Origin of the sequence: Streptomyces sp. H27-C3 (assembly GCF_030063415.1) — a bacterium.
In the GTDB taxonomy this organism is placed as follows: domain Bacteria; phylum Actinomycetota; class Actinomycetes; order Streptomycetales; family Streptomycetaceae; genus Streptomyces.
On the sequence record NZ_JASITA010000022.1, the window covers coordinates 109134 to 123234 of the forward strand.

General features: G+C 66.4%; 8 protein-coding genes and 1 pseudogene. 2 read left to right on the forward strand and 7 right to left on the reverse strand.

Going from position 1 to position 14101, the window contains the following annotated elements:
* Window positions 1-103: 103 nt before the first annotated feature.
* From QMK30_RS22340 to ngcE, 7 genes are all read right to left on the reverse strand, one after another.
* Window positions 104-1399 carry a sugar ABC transporter permease gene (locus tag QMK30_RS22340; RefSeq protein ID WP_283520062.1) on the reverse strand — a complete coding sequence of 432 codons (1296 nt, stop codon included), beginning with the start codon at window positions 1397-1399 and terminating at the stop codon, window positions 104-106.
* Complete coding sequence (locus tag QMK30_RS22345) at window positions 1396-2184, reverse strand: ATP-binding cassette domain-containing protein (RefSeq protein ID WP_283520063.1); 789 nt, start codon at window positions 2182-2184, stop codon at window positions 1396-1398. Before QMK30_RS22345 ends, QMK30_RS22340 begins: the two co-directional genes overlap by 4 nt.
* A 192-nt stretch (window positions 2185-2376) precedes the next feature.
* Window positions 2377-3474 (reverse strand): sugar ABC transporter substrate-binding protein, encoded by a 1098-nt coding sequence (locus tag QMK30_RS22350; protein WP_283520075.1) that lies wholly within the window; start codon window positions 3472-3474, stop codon window positions 2377-2379.
* Window positions 3475-3607: 133 nt separating this feature from the next.
* Complete coding sequence (locus tag QMK30_RS22355; protein WP_283520064.1) at window positions 3608-4807, reverse strand: ROK family transcriptional regulator; 1200 nt, start codon at window positions 4805-4807, stop codon at window positions 3608-3610.
* Between the two features lie 231 nt (window positions 4808-5038).
* Entirely contained in the window at window positions 5039-5962 is a 924-nt protein-coding gene (locus QMK30_RS22360; RefSeq protein ID WP_283520065.1) for a carbohydrate ABC transporter permease, read from the reverse strand.
* Window positions 5962-6885, reverse strand: a complete 924-nt coding sequence (locus tag QMK30_RS22365; RefSeq protein WP_283520066.1) for a carbohydrate ABC transporter permease — start codon at window positions 6883-6885, stop codon at window positions 5962-5964. Before QMK30_RS22365 ends, QMK30_RS22360 begins: the two co-directional genes overlap by 1 nt.
* A gap of 49 nt (window positions 6886-6934) precedes the next feature.
* Complete coding sequence (gene ngcE, locus QMK30_RS22370) at window positions 6935-8380, reverse strand: N-acetylglucosamine/diacetylchitobiose ABC transporter substrate-binding protein (RefSeq protein WP_283520067.1); 1446 nt, start codon at window positions 8378-8380, stop codon at window positions 6935-6937.
* A 468-nt stretch (window positions 8381-8848) separates the two neighbouring features.
* Here ngcE and QMK30_RS22375 point away from each other — a divergent pair, with 468 nt between their 5' ends.
* Entirely contained in the window at window positions 8849-12688 is a 3840-nt protein-coding gene (locus QMK30_RS22375; RefSeq protein WP_283520068.1) for a GH92 family glycosyl hydrolase, read from the forward strand.
* A gap of 601 nt (window positions 12689-13289) precedes the next feature.
* Window positions 13290-13733 (forward strand): annotated as a pseudogene (locus tag QMK30_RS38870) (helix-turn-helix domain-containing protein); the annotation flags it as partial.
* Window positions 13734-14101 lie beyond the last annotated feature (368 nt).

Consider the following 14101-nt stretch of genomic DNA (forward strand, 5'->3'; position numbering starts at 1 on the left):
CGACTGCGGACGGCGGGCGGTGCGTTCTCTGTCACTCGGGCGGCGTACACGCAGGCGTGCCCGGCACCAGCGTTCGGTGCCGGGCACGCCTGCGGTTCCGCGGTCAGGCGCGGCCCGCGGTCTTCTGGGTCTTGCGCGTGACGGAGTCGATCACGACGGTGGCCAGCAGTACGCCACCAGTGATCATGTACTGGACGGGGGTGGCGATGCCTTCGAGCGCCAGCCCGTACTGGATGGACGTGATCACCATGACGCCGAGGAGCGCGTTCCAGGTGCGACCGCGGCCACCGAACAGGCTGGTGCCGCCGATGACGGCCGCTGCGATGACGTTCATCAGCAGGTCACCGGCGCCGGCGCCCTGGTTGGCCGCGGCGATCTTGGAGGCCCAGAACAGGCCGCCGATGGCCGCGAACATGCCGGCGATGGCGAAGACCGAGATCCGGACCATCTCGACGTTGATACCGGCACGGCGGGACGCCTCGACGCTGCCGCCGAGTGCGAAGACCTTGCGGCCGTACGTGGTGCGGCGGAGCACGAAGTCCGTGAGCACCAGCACGGCCAGGAAGAGCACGACGGCCAGCGGCGTGCCCTTGTACTGGTTGAACATGATCGCGGCGGCGAAGGCCACGATCGCGAGCAGGACCGTGCGCAGCACGATCTCGCTGAGCGGGCGGGACGGGATGCCGGCCGCGTCGCGGCGGCGGCTGTCGGTGTACGACGAGAAGAAGAACGCCGCCACCGCGAGGAGCGCGAGGCCGTAGCCGGCCGCGACATCGGTGAAGTAGTACGTGGTCAGCTGGCCGATCAGGCCGTCGCCGTCCAGGTTGATCGTGCCGTTCTCGCCGAGGATCTGGAGCATGAAGCCCTGCCAGAACAGCAGGCCTGCCAGGGTGACGGCGAACGCGGGGGCGCCGATCTTGGCGAAGAAGAAGCCGTGGATCGCGCCGATGAGCGCACCGCCGGCGATGGCTGCGAGCAGCGCGAGCCACTCGTTGACGCCGTTGGTGACGCTGAGCACGGCGACGATCGCGCCGGACACACCGCTGACCGCGCCGACTGAGAGGTCGATCTCGCCGAGCAGCAGCACGAAGATGACGCCGACCGCCATCATGCCGGTGGCGACCATGGTCACGGAGATGTTGTTGATGTTCTGCGCGGTCAGGAAGTTGGAGTTCAGTCCCTGGAAGATCGCGCAGATGATGATCAGGCCGACGACCACAGGGATCGAGCCGAGGTCACCCGCGCGCATCTTGCGCTTGAACTCCGACAGATAACCGGCGAAGCCCTGCTCGCGGACGAGGAGTCGCGGGTCGATGGCGGTGACCGCGTCGGCCGCGGGGGCCGGTGCGTCGACGGCGCCCGGTGCGTCCTCGGGGCCCGAGGTCTTCTTGATGCTCACTTCTGGGCCTCCCCATTGCGCGCCGCACGACGGGTCACGGCGTTCTCCGTGGCACCTGTGATGGCGGAGATGATCTCTTCCTGCGAGGTGGTCTTCACATCGAAGACACCGTTGTTCCGGCCCAGCCGGAGCACGGCCACCTTGTCCGCGACGGCCTTCACATCGGCCATGTTGTGGCTGATGAGGATGACCGCGTGGTTGCGCTCGCGCAGCCGCTCGACCAGGTCGAGGACCTGGGCGGTCTGCTCGACGCCGAGGGCGGCGGTGGGTTCGTCGAGAATGACGAGCTTGGGCTCACCGAGCATCGAGCGCGCGATGGCCACCGTCTGGCGCTGGCCACCGGAGAGCGAGGCAATCGGGATGCGCACGCTGGGGATACGGATCGAGAGCGTGGTCAGCAGCTCACGGGCGCGGCGCTCCATCTCTACCTCGTTGAGGATGCCGCGCTTGCGCAGCTCCCGGCCGAGGTAGAGGTTGCCGACGACGTCGAGGTTGTCGCAGAGCGAGAGGTCCTGGTAGACGGTCGCGATGCCAAGACCCTGGGCGTCGTGCGGCCTGTTGATCGCCACGGACTTGCCCTCCCACTCGATGACTCCGTCATCGATGGGGTGCACACCGGCAATGGTCTTGACCAGTGTGGATTTTCCGGCGCCGTTGTCGCCGACGAGGGCGACCACCTCGCCGGCGTGGACCTCAAGCTCTACGTCGGTGAGCGCCTGGACGGCACCGAACCGCTTGGAGACCCCTCGCAACGCCATTACGGGCGTAGCGGACACTTGAACCATCTCCTTCGCCGCCTGACCGGCGGGGATGCCGCGCCGGGGTGGGGCGCGGAGGCTGAGCAGAAACGAGCAGAACGGACTGGGTGTTCTGTCCGGCGCCCCGCCAGTGCGGCGGGGCATGTGAAGGCGGGGCACCGGACAGGCTTCAGCGGTGCGCGACTCCCCTGCGGGGCAGGGGAGTCGCGACCGGGCGGCCTACTTCAGGCCGAGCTTGTCGCACGCGGCCTTGTACTTCGGCGTGCAGATCTCGCTGAGCGTGTAGATGCCGTCCTTGAGGACGGTGTCCTGGATGTTGTCCTTGGTCAGCGAGACGACCGGGATGATCTTGCTCGGGACGGCCTTGGCGGACGCGCTGTCCACCTTGTCCGAGGCGAAGGAGTCGAGCTTCTCGCCCTTGGCCAGCTTGACGGCCATCTCGGCGGCCGCGGTGGCCTCCACCGGGTACGGCTTGTAGACGCTCATGAACTGCTCACCGGCGATGATGCGCTGCACGGCGGCGAGTTCGGCGTCCTGACCGGTGACCGGCGGGAGCTTGGTGATGCCTGCGGCCTTGAGGGCGGTGATGATGCCGCCCGCCATGCCGTCGTTGGCGGAGTAGACGCCGTCGATCTTGTCCTTGCCCAGGGCGGAGATCGCACCGTCCATGTTGGCGTTGGCGTTGACCGGCTTCCACTCCTTGGTGTCGTAGCTCTTGCCGATCTTGACCTTGCCGTCGAGCTCCGACAGCGCGCCCTTCTTGTAGAAGGCGGCGTTCGGGTCGGTGATGGCGCCGTTCATCATGACGATCTGGGCGTCCTTCTTGCCGCCCAGCGCCTCCAGCAGCGCCTTGCCCTGCACGCGGCCGACCTCTTCGTTGTCGAAGGAGGTGTACGCGTCGATCGGGCCCTCGGCGAGGCGGTCGAAGGCGACGACGGGGATGTTCGCGTCCTTGGCCTTCTGGACCGAGTTCTGAATGGCCTTGGCGTCCACCGCGTCCACGATGAGCGCGTCGACCTTGTTGGTGATCATGGTGTCGACCTGCTGGTTCTGGGTCGACGCGTCCTGCTTGGCGTTGGCGTAGACGACCTCGCCCTTCCCGCCGGTCAGCTCCTTGACCTTCTTCTCGATCTGCGGCTTGTCGAACTTCTCGTACCGCGCCGTCTCGTTCTCCGGCAGGAGCAGGCCGATCTTGAGATCGTCGCCCTTCTTGGCGCCGGACTCCTTGGCCTTGTCGCCTGATTCCTTGGCGCTGCCGCAAGCGGCGAGGGAAACGGCCATTGCGGTGGCGGCCACGGCCACGGCGGCACGACGCATCTGCGTGTTCACTTGAGAAACCTCCCTGACGAGGCCGCGACGTTGCGGCCGAGGTGGCTGGAAGTCAACTCGGCCCCGCTGCCAGCGTCAAGGAGTAAATCCTTAACGAGATGACAACGGTGCCATTCGTTATCTAAGTGAAGGCAGGTGTACTAGCGGGCAACGTACTGTCCAGAAGGGTCGAATCGCCCATTTCATTGAGTGCCAGAGCCAGCGCGCCGAGCACTTCCGCCCGGCCGCCGAGCGCTCCGGGCAACACGGAAAGCTGCCGCGCCGCACTCGGAATGGCGTAACGGGAGACCGAATCGCGGATCGGCCCCAGCACCAGCTCCCCAGCCTCGGCGAGGTCGCCGCCGAGGACGACCCTGCTGGGGTTGAGCAGATTGCAGAGGGTCGCGACACCGCTGCCGATGTGGCGGCCCACGTCCACGATGACGCGGCGGCAGCCGGGATCGCCCTCGCGGGCCAGCTGTACCACCTTCTCCATGGTCAGACCGGGCTCGTGACTGGACTGGAGCAGGGGCAGGACGTACCGGGCGGCCGTGAAGGTCTCCAGGCAGCCGCGGTTGCCGCAGCGGCAAACGGGGCCCGATTCGTCGAGCGTGATGTGCCCGATCTCGCCGGCCGTTCCGCCGGGGCCGCGGTAGATCTGGCCGCTTATGACCAGGCCCGCGCCGACGCCGCTGGCGACCTTGATGTACGCCAGGTCCTTGACCCCGCGCCCGCTCCCCCAGACCAGCTCGCCCAGCGCGCCGAGGTTGGCGTCGTTGTCGACGTACACGGGCACGCCCAGGCGCCCGGCGAGTTCCTGACTGGGGTTGATGCCCTTCCAGCCCGGCAGAATCGCGGTCGAGCCGAGTGTGCCCGACTCGACGTCGATGGGTCCCGGCACGCCGAGCCCGACGCCGATGACCTTGTCCTGGCTGATGCCACTGGCCGCGATCAGCCGCTTGACCAGGTGTTCGGCCCGGTCGAAGCCCTCGGCGGACGAGGCGTCGACGTCCAGCGGCTCGGCCTCTTCGGCGAGCACCTGATGGGCCAGGTTGCCGACGGCGACGCGAAGGTGCGTATGACCGAAATCGACGCCGATGACGATGCCGGCGTCACCGCTCAGCGAGACGCTGCGGGCCCGGCGGCCGCCCGCGGAGGTCGAGATGACCTCGACGGTCCCGCCGTCCTTCAACTCACGAACGATATTGGAGACCGTGGCTGCGGAGAGCCCTGTGGTCCTGGCGATCTCTGCCTGAGTGAGGGAACCCGCCATGCGAACGGCGCGTACGACCCGTTCGAGGTTGGCCCGGTGCAAAGACGTCTGCGACCCCGGAGTCTCCATTGACTCATCCACTCCTGCCCTAGGCGGACGGCCCGAGGGCCGTCCCGGGCGGGGCCGCATCGATGAGGACCCCACCCTTCCTCCAACATATGAACTCTAAGCTGAGCCTTTCGGGTTGTCTCCCGTCAAGACCTTGAGCATTGCAAGACAGCTGCAGGACACACCGAACCGCCCGCCGGCATGCTGCCGGCGGGCGGTTCGGACGAGGCGGACGTGCCCCCGGAGGGCGCACTACTTGATGGCTCCCGCGGTCAGGCCGGCGACGACCTGGCGCTGGAAGATGATGTACGCCGCCAGGACCGGCAACATCGCCATCACCAGGCCGGCGAAGAGGCCCGACCAGTCGCCCTTGTAACCCTGGCTGGTCGCGAGCTCGACCAGGCCCTGTGAAAGCACCCGGTTGTCCGGGTCGTTGTTGAGCACCGTCGGCAGCATGTACTGGTTCCACTGCCCCAGGAAGTTGAAGATGCCGACGCTGATCAGGCCGGGCTTGGCCATCGGCACCATCACCTGGAAGAACGTCCTGGTGTGCGACGCCCCGTCGATCATCGCCGCTTCCGCCACCGAACTGGGCAGCGTACGGAAGAACGAGGTGAGGAAGAAGACGGTGAAGGGCAGCGAGTACGCGATGTAGACCAGGATCAGTCCGGGGATGGTCTCAAGAAGACCCATGTTCTTCAGTACGTAGAACAGCGGGACCAGCGCCAGCATGATCGGGAAGCTCATTCCTCCGACGAAGAGGAAGTAGATGAAGCGGTTCCCGGGGAATTCGAAGCGCGCGAGGACGTACGCCGCCATGGAGCCCAGCAGCAGCGTGCCGATGAGCGAACCGCCCACCACGATGATCGTGTTGAGGAAGTACTCGCTCATGTGCGCCTCGGACCAGGCCCGCGACCAGTTCTCGAAGTGCAACTTGTCCGGCAGCGACCAGGGCGACCCGAAGATCGACGCGTCGTCCTTGAAGGACGTCATCACAGCCCAGAGCAGCGGCATGACGACCATGAAGGCCCAGAGGATCAGGATGCCGTGCGAGAAGACGTTGAGCGTGCTGCCGCTCACGTCCTTCTTAGGCTTGGCGGGTCCCTGTCCGGTGGTCTTCGACAGGGACGGGGCGTCTTCGGGCGCGCCTGTGGGCGGGGTGTCAGTGGTCTTCATCAGAACTCCAGCCGCTCACGCCGGCCCACCCGCATCACCAGGGCCGCGAGGGCCAGAGTGATGACGAGCAGCGCCACACCGATCGTTGTCGCATAACCTGCCTGGCCGTCCCTGAACGCCGTTTGGTAGACGTACAGCACCAGAACGGTCGTCGAGTAGTCGGGGCCGCCGGGGCCCACGGTCATGATCTGGACGACCGCGAAGGACTCCGCGCCCAGCGCGAGGATTCCCATGTAGACCCAGCCCGACTGCACGGTGTCCCAGAGCAGCGGGATGGTGATCCTGAAGAACGTGGTGAACCGGCTCGCGCCGTCGAGCAGCGCCGCCTCGTAGAAGTCCTTGGGAATGGACGCCATGCCGGCGGAGAAGAGCACCACGAAGAAGCCCACGGTGCTCCAGACGAGCACCGCCATGACCGACCAGAGGGCGATGTTCGGGTCGCCGAGCCAGTCCGGCTGAAGGCTGTCGAGCCCGACGGCCCTCAATGCCCCGTTGATCGCGCCGTCCTTCGGGTTGTACGCGAAGGCGAACAGCACCGAGACGATCGCGATCGAGAGCACCTGCGGGAAGAAGTAAGCGATCTTGTAGAAGGACGAGCCGCGGACTCCCCCGATGGCGGCGCCCTTACGGCGCCGCCCGCCCACATTGAGCATGAAGGCGAAGAAGAGTGCGAGGCCGAGCGTCACCAGCGGCAGCAACAGCGCGAACAGCAGGCTGTTCCACAGCGAATCCCAGAAGATGTCGTCCTGCAACATCTTGCTGTAATTGTCGAAGCCGACCATCTTGAAGTCCGGGCTCAGGCCGGTCCAGTCCGTGAACGAGTAGTAGATGGACTGGATGAACGGCCAAATGACGAAGATTGCATACAACGCCAGTGGGGCTGCCAAGAACCCCACAATGAACCGGTACTTGCCGTGTTGCATGGTTACCGACCCCGATCTTCCGGCGTGTGCCGCCGCTGGTGACGCTTACTCACTGGTGCTTGTAGTGCTTGATGGACTGATCCTTGGCCGTCGCGTCGGCGAAGGCCTGGATCTTCTTGATGGTCTCGGCCGGGGTCGCTCGGCCGGCCATCATCTCGCCGAGACCGGCGACACCGATCTGCTCCTTCTGGAGCTTCACGTACCAGTCCTGCAGGCGGGGGTTCACCACGTTCTCCCCGGCCTTCTCCAGCGCCGCGGTGGCGGATGTGAGGCCCGGGGTCAGCTCGATGCCGTCCGTGCCGCCGTTGAGGGCCGTCAGCGACTTCGCGCTGGTGGTGAAGTTCTTCGACGAAGCCTCGCTGAGCATGATGCGCAGTTGCTCCATGCCGCCGTCGGGGTTCTTCGCCGACTTCGGAACGATGAACGGCTCACCGCCGGACGCCCAGATGGTGCCGAAGGGCAGCTTGTCCGAGCTGTCGAGACCGGTCGGCGCGCCCACGGACAGCTTGAAGTCGGCCGGCATCGTCTTGGCGGCCTCGTTCTCCACCCAGGAACCGTTCGGGATGAAGAGCGCCTCCCCCTTGGTCCAGGCGGTCTGCGACTGGATGTGGTCGATGCCCGGGGTGCCCTTGAGGATGTAGCCCTTCTTGAAGAGCTCGTAGTACGCCTCGAACGCGGCCTTGACGGCCGGGTCGCCCCAGGCGTTCGGCTCCAGGTTGTCGATCTTGTCAAGGACCTCGCGGCCACCGATCTTCGCGATCATCGGGTACAGCGAGAACGGCAGGTAGTACGGGTGCTTGCCCGCGTACGTCCAGCCGGCGATGCCCTTCTTCTTCGCCTTCGCGCAGACCGCGAGCATGTCGTCCCAGTTCTCCGGGTACGTCACGTCCAGCTTCTCCAGCGCGGTCTGGGAGTACCAGACGCCGTAGACCGTGTACGCGTAGTACATGATCCAGACCGGGTCGCCGTCGAACTGGCCCATCTCGACGATGCCGGGACGCAGCGTGTCCCGGACCTTCTTGCTCGGGTCGTCGACGGACGGCGAGTCGAGAAGCGGGGTCAGGTCGGTCAGCTGCTTCTTGCCGACCAGGACGCCCATGTCCATCTGCTCGGCGCCCGAGTTGTCGATCAGGTCGGGCGGGGTGCCACCGTTGAAGCGCGGCTGCAGCTGCGAGCGGATCTTCTGCGTCGTGGCGAACTTGACCTTCGCCTTGGGGAAGTTCTTCTCGTAGATCTTCTTGGCGTCCTCGGCGTACTTCGTGCCGAACCCACCGTCGAAGATCACGATCTCGAGAGCCGCGCTCTCATTGACGCCAAGGGGGTTCTTGGCGGTCTTCTTGCCCTTGTCGACCTTGTCGCCGCTGCCGCTGTCGCCGCTCGCGCAGGCGGACAGGAAGCTCATCGTCGGAACAGCGATCAGGCCGAGAGCGGCCGACCGCTTGATCAGGTCACGACGGCCAAGGCCCTCATTGTTCTGGGCGGAGGTGGATCCCATGCTCAAGTCCTCGCCTTCTACAGGACTCAGGCGGTGTACCGGTCGCCCGTCCATATTCGCCTCAGGCGAAGGGGCCCCGCCACCGCGGTCAAATGACGCTGGGTCGTACTGGGTTACAGAAGATACGGGCACGGTGTGCGGCAGCCGACAACAAGGCTTCCCCCACCGTTCCCCGTCCCCCTGGTCCGCGGCCACAAAATGTGGTGTAGACGCCGACAGGTATAGTCCACTTCCCGCCAACTGAGCAAGATCGAAAGCAAGTTTGGGCAGCAGTCTTTCCCGAGTTGAGACCTCGCGGATATCTGGGGAACGCGCACGTAGCCGTCGACATCGCTCCGCGCAACCCGGCGCGCCCTCTTTGCCTCACCCGGCACGTACAACACCCTTGACACTGTCGACCACTTGGCTCCCTACTAGGTGCTGCGCACCACCTATGACAACGTTGTCCAAGGGGAGGAACAGCCCGGGATGCCACGCAGACCTCGCTCCAGACAAGGCCACACGGCAGCCGCCCTCGTTACGGCCGCCTCGCTTCTCGCCGTGACGGCCCCCTCCGTGGCCGTCGCCCAGCCCTCGCAACCCGCGCCCGTGCCGCGGTCGTTCAGCTCCTCCTTCGAGGAGGACGAACCGCAGCCCGATTGGCGCGACACCGTCGAAGTCGAACCTGACGGGAGGAAGCGCGCATCCGGGGTCGATGGCGGCTTCGGCGCCGGAATTCCGGGCAATGTGACCGACCGGGTCGTCGAGGTCCGGGCCAGCGGCGAGAACGCGGGCGGCGGCGAGACCAAGGAAAACCTCGTCGACGTCCAGCCCTCCACCAAGTGGCTCGCCTTCCAGCCCACCGCCTGGATCGAGTTCGACCTGGACGAACCGGCCAAGCTGGTCACATACGCCCTCACTTCGGCCAATGACCACGCCGAGCGCGACCCCAAGGACTGGGTTCTCAAGGGCTCCGCCGACGGCAAGGAGTGGACGTCCCTGGACTCCCGCGAGGGGCAGGCCTTCGAGAAGCGTCTGCAGACGAAGACCTTCGACTTCGAGAACACCCAGGCGTACGCGCACTACCGTCTTGAGATCAGCCGCAACAACGGCGCCTCGGACGCCACTCAGCTCGCGGACGTTCAATTCTCGAACGGTGACACGAGCGCTCCTGTCCCCGAGGACATGCGCAGCCACGTCGACCGGGGCCCCTCGGGCTCGCCCACGGCCAAGGCCGGCGCGGGCTTCACGGGCAAGCGGGCCCTGCGTTACGCGGGTACGCACAAGCCGGACGGGCGCGCGTACTCGTACAACAAGGTCTTCGACGTCCATACGCGCGTCACCAAGGACACCGAGCTGTCGTACCGGGTCTTCCCCTCCCTCCCGGAGACCGACCTCAATTACCCGGCCACGAATGTGTCGGTGGACCTGGCCTTCACCGACGGCACCCGTCTGAGCGACCTGCGCGCCCTCGACCAGCACGGAGCCGTGCTCTCACCGCAGGGTCAGGGCGCCTCCAAGACCCTGTACGTCAACCAGTGGAACCACAAGGAGTCGCGGATCGGCGCGGTCGCGGCGGGCCGGACCGTCGACCGGGTGGTGGTGGCGTACGACTCCCCCAAGGGCCCCGCGAAGTTCAGCGGCTGGATCGACGACATCACCATCGCCCCCAAGGCGCCCGAGAAGCGCCTGGCGCATCTCTCGGACTACGCATCGACCACGCGCGGCACCAATTCGAGCGGCTCCTTCTCGCGTGGCAACAACATCCCGGCCACCGCGGTCCCTCATGGCTTCAACTTCTGGACGCCGGTGACCAACGCCGGAACCACCAGTTGGCTGTACGACTACGCGCGCGGCAACAACCCGGACAACCTGCCGACGATGCAGGCGTTCAGCGCGAGCCACGAGCCGAGTCCGTGGATGGGCGACCGGCAGACCTTCCAGCTGATGCCGTCCGCCGTGGCGGGCACCCCGGACGCCGCCCGCACCAGGCGCGCGCTGCCCTTCCGGCACGAGAAGGAGAGCGCGAAGCCGCACCACTACGGCGTCACCTTCGAGAACGGCCTCAAGGCCGAAATGACCCCGACGGACCACGCGGCGATGATGCGGTTCACCTACCCGGGTGACGACGCCAGCATGATCTTCGACAATGTGTCGAACGCCGGTGGTCTGACCCTCGCCCCGGAGACCCGCTCCTTCACCGGCTTCTCCGACGTCAAGAGCGGCCTGTCCACCGGCGCCACCCGGCTCTTCGTGTACGGCGTCTTCGACGCGCCGGTCACCCAGGGCGGCAAACTCGGCGGTGGCGGCGGGAGCGACGTGACCGGCTACCTGCGCTTCGACGCGGGCACCGACCGCACGGTGAACCTGCGCCTGGCCACCTCGCTCATCAGCCTGGGCCAGGCGAAGAAGAACCTCGCCGACGAGATCCCGGCCGGCTCCCGCTTCGAGCGGATAAGGAACCGGGCGCAGGACGCCTGGGACGACGTACTGGGCCGGGTCGAGGTCGAGGGCGCGAGCCGCGACCAGCTGACAACCCTCTACTCCAGCCTCTACCGGCTGTACCTGTATCCGAACTCCGGCTTCGAGAACACCGGCACCAAGTCCCGTCCCAAGCAGCAGTACGCGAGTCCGTTCTCCCAGCAGACCGGTCCCGACACCCCCACCCACACCGGCGCGAAGATCGTCGACGGTGAGGTGTACGTCAACAACGGCTTCTGGGACACCTACCGGACGACCTGGCCCGCGTACTCGTTCCTCACCCCGAAGAAGACCGGCAAGCTGGTCGACGGCTTCGTCCAGCAGTACAAGGACGGCGGCTGGATCTCCCGCTGGTCCTCGCCCGGCTACGCGGACCTGATGACCGGCACCAGCTCGGACGTCGCCTTCGCGGACGCCTACGTCAAGGGCGTGAAGTTCGACGCCGAGGCGGCGTACGAAGCGGCGCTGAAGAACGCCACCGTGGTGCCGCCCGCCTCGGGTGTCGGCCGCAAGGGCATGGAGACCTCCCCCTTCACCGGGTACGCCTCCACCGAGACGCACGAGGGCCTCTCCTGGTCGCTGGAGGGCTACAACAACGACTTCGGCATCTCCAAGATGGCGGAGGCGCTGTACAAGAAGACCAAGAAGCAGCGCTACAAGGCAGAGGCGGACTACTTCCGCAACCGCGCCCAGGAGTACGTGAAGCTCTTCGACGACAAGGCCGGCTTCTTCCAGGGCCGCGACCTGAAGGGCGACTGGCGCGTCCCGTCGACCACGTTCGACCCCCGCATATGGGGCTACGACTACACCGAGACCAACGGCTGGGGCTACGCCTTCACCGCGCCCCAGGACTCCCGCGGTCTGGCCAACCTCTACGGCGGCCGCGCAGGCCTCGGCAACAAACTGGACAGCTACTTCACCACCCCCGAGACGGCGAGCCCCGAGTTCGCCGGTTCGTACGGCGGCGTCATCCATGAGATGACGGAGGCGCGCGACGTACGGATGGGCATGTACGGGCACAGCAACCAGGTCGCCCACCACGCCACGTACATGTACAACGCGGCCTCGCAGCCGTGGAAGACGCAGGAGAAGGTCCGCGAGGTCCTCTCGCGTCTCTACACCGGCAGCGAGATCGGCCAGGGCTACCACGGCGACGAGGACAACGGCGAGCAGTCGGCCTGGTACCTGTTCTCCTCGCTCGGCTTCTACCCGCTGGTCATGGGCAGTGGCGAGTACGCCATCGGGTCGCCCCTGTTCACCAAGACGACCGTCACCATGGACAACGGCCGCAGGCTGGTCGTCAAGGCTCCGAAGAACAGCGCGAAGAACATCTACGTGCAGGGGCTGAAGGTCAACGGCAAATCCTGGAAGTCCACCGCGCTGCCGCACGACCTGCTGGCTCGCGGCGGCACGCTGGAGTTCGACATGGGCTCCAAGCCGTCCGCCTGGGGCTCCGGCAAGGACGCCGCGCCGGTCTCCATCACCAAGGACGACAAGGTGCCGGCCCCGCGGTCGGACGCGATCAGCGCGACCGGTCCGCTCTTCGACAACACCTCGGCCACCAAGGCGGAGTTCGAGTCGGCGGAGCTGCCGGTCGAGTCCGCGACCCGCGCGGTCCAGTACACCCTCACCTCGTCGGAGCACGCGAAGGCCCCCACGGGCTGGGTGCTGCGGGGCTCCGACGACGGTGCGAAGTGGACCGAGCTCGACAAGCGGTCGGGGGAGGCCTTCGGCTGGGACCAGCAGACCCGGGTGTTCACGGTGGACGACCCGGGCACGTACCGGCACTACCGGCTGGTGAGCACCGGTTCCGCGACGCTCGCGGAGGTCGAACTGCTCGCCAAGTAGGCGCACTTCAGGCAAGCGCGTCGCCTGTCACACAGCAGAAGGGCCGCATCCCCGTCACCGGGGATGCGGCCCTTCATCGTGCTGCGGGTGCCGATCAGCTACGGATCAGGCTGCGCAGCACGTACTGCGACGTGCTTCGATTGCCGTTCTTAACCCTATTCACCGCCGCCGTTTGACCTCACTCTCGACCAACCACACAAAACGCCTGGTCAGAGGCGTGCCGAGGGATACAAATAGGTACTAACTCGCAGTTGGTGAAGCACCTCAATTCACATGCTTCGGTTGCGGTACTTGAGATCGCCACCTCCCCTGAAATCCGACGTTGCGATCGACCCGGGTTCCGAGCCGAGCTTCCGCGCTTGGCACCGGCTTCGTCGGTCATGGGTGGGCATGGCAGCGCTGCTGCGGGCAGGCGCAGACCAGTCGTCCTGAGCGAAACCGACGCGTTCGGCTGACGAGTCGAGAGCGGCTCGTACTTGAGGAAGGAGGCTGTCGGTGTGAGCTCTCAGGAGATGCTTAACCGTTTGTGCTCTGGACATGGTTGACACGTTCGGCTGAACGTCCGCTATCCCCCAACTGTCGGTGCGGCAGGGGTGCTTCCATCGGAGTCGTGGATGTACAGCAGTTGGCCGAGTACCGCTACCGGGCTGTCCTCGAAGTGCTCGGCGGGTCTCCGATCGGTGAGGTCGCGGCCCGGTACGGCACCTCGCGCCAGACCCTGCACAGCTGCCGGCGGCGGTTCGAGCAGGAGGGCATACCCGGTCTGCTGGATCGCTCCCGCCGGCCGCGGAACAGTCCCACGCGCCTGTCCGCCGAGGTTGAGGCCGAGATCTGCGAGCTGCGCCGCCGGCATCCCCGGTGGGGTGCCCGCCGGATCTCCCACGAGCTGTCCGGCCGCGGGCTGGAGTCGGCGCCGTCGCCGGCCACGGTCCACCGGGTACTGTCCCGCAATGGCCTGGTCCGCGCCCAGGAACGGCAGCATTTGCGCAAGTACCGCCGGTGGCAGCGTGAGGCACCGATGCACCTGCGGCAGATGGACCTGGTCGCAAGGAGGCAACTGTTGGGTTCATCGCCTGCAGCAGGCGATGCAGGCGAGACCAGCAGCGTTGTACCACGGTCAGTTCGACGCTCGGCACGCACGACCGTGAGCGTAGAGCACGCCGACAATCAGAGCGCCTCGCGAACACGATGGCCGCGCCACCCGCCCTCTCCGGTCGTACTCGAGGACCTCCGGAAGGCGGGAGCCGCCAAGGCCGAGGGCGCGCCTCCTCTGTCACAGGCGCAAGTTGAGCTGAACCGGATTCCGTAGCGGCCTTGAAGCCGGGCATGATTGCCTCGGCAGATGGGAAGCACAGGTCTGATGCCTGCACCCCGGAAGTATCCCGACGAGCTGCGCGAGCGGGCCGTCCGTGA

Excerpts from the sequence above, each read along its gene's own strand:
- QMK30_RS22360 (WP_283520065.1), bottom strand. The coding sequence starts at position 5,962 with ATGAAGACCACTGACACCCCGCCCACAGGCGCGCCCGAAGACGCCCCG.
- ngcE (WP_283520067.1), bottom strand. The coding sequence starts at position 8,380 with ATGGGATCCACCTCCGCCCAGAACAATGAGGGCCTTGGCCGTCGTGAC.
- QMK30_RS22375 (WP_283520068.1), top strand. The coding sequence starts at position 8,849 with ATGCCACGCAGACCTCGCTCCAGACAAGGCCACACGGCAGCCGCCCTC.
- QMK30_RS22355 (WP_283520064.1), bottom strand. The coding sequence starts at position 4,807 with ATGGAGACTCCGGGGTCGCAGACGTCTTTGCACCGGGCCAACCTCGAA.
- QMK30_RS22345 (WP_283520063.1), bottom strand. The coding sequence starts at position 2,184 with ATGGTTCAAGTGTCCGCTACGCCCGTAATGGCGTTGCGAGGGGTCTCC.
- QMK30_RS22365 (WP_283520066.1), bottom strand. The coding sequence starts at position 6,885 with ATGCAACACGGCAAGTACCGGTTCATTGTGGGGTTCTTGGCAGCCCCA.
- QMK30_RS22350 (WP_283520075.1), bottom strand. The coding sequence starts at position 3,474 with ATGCGTCGTGCCGCCGTGGCCGTGGCCGCCACCGCAATGGCCGTTTCC.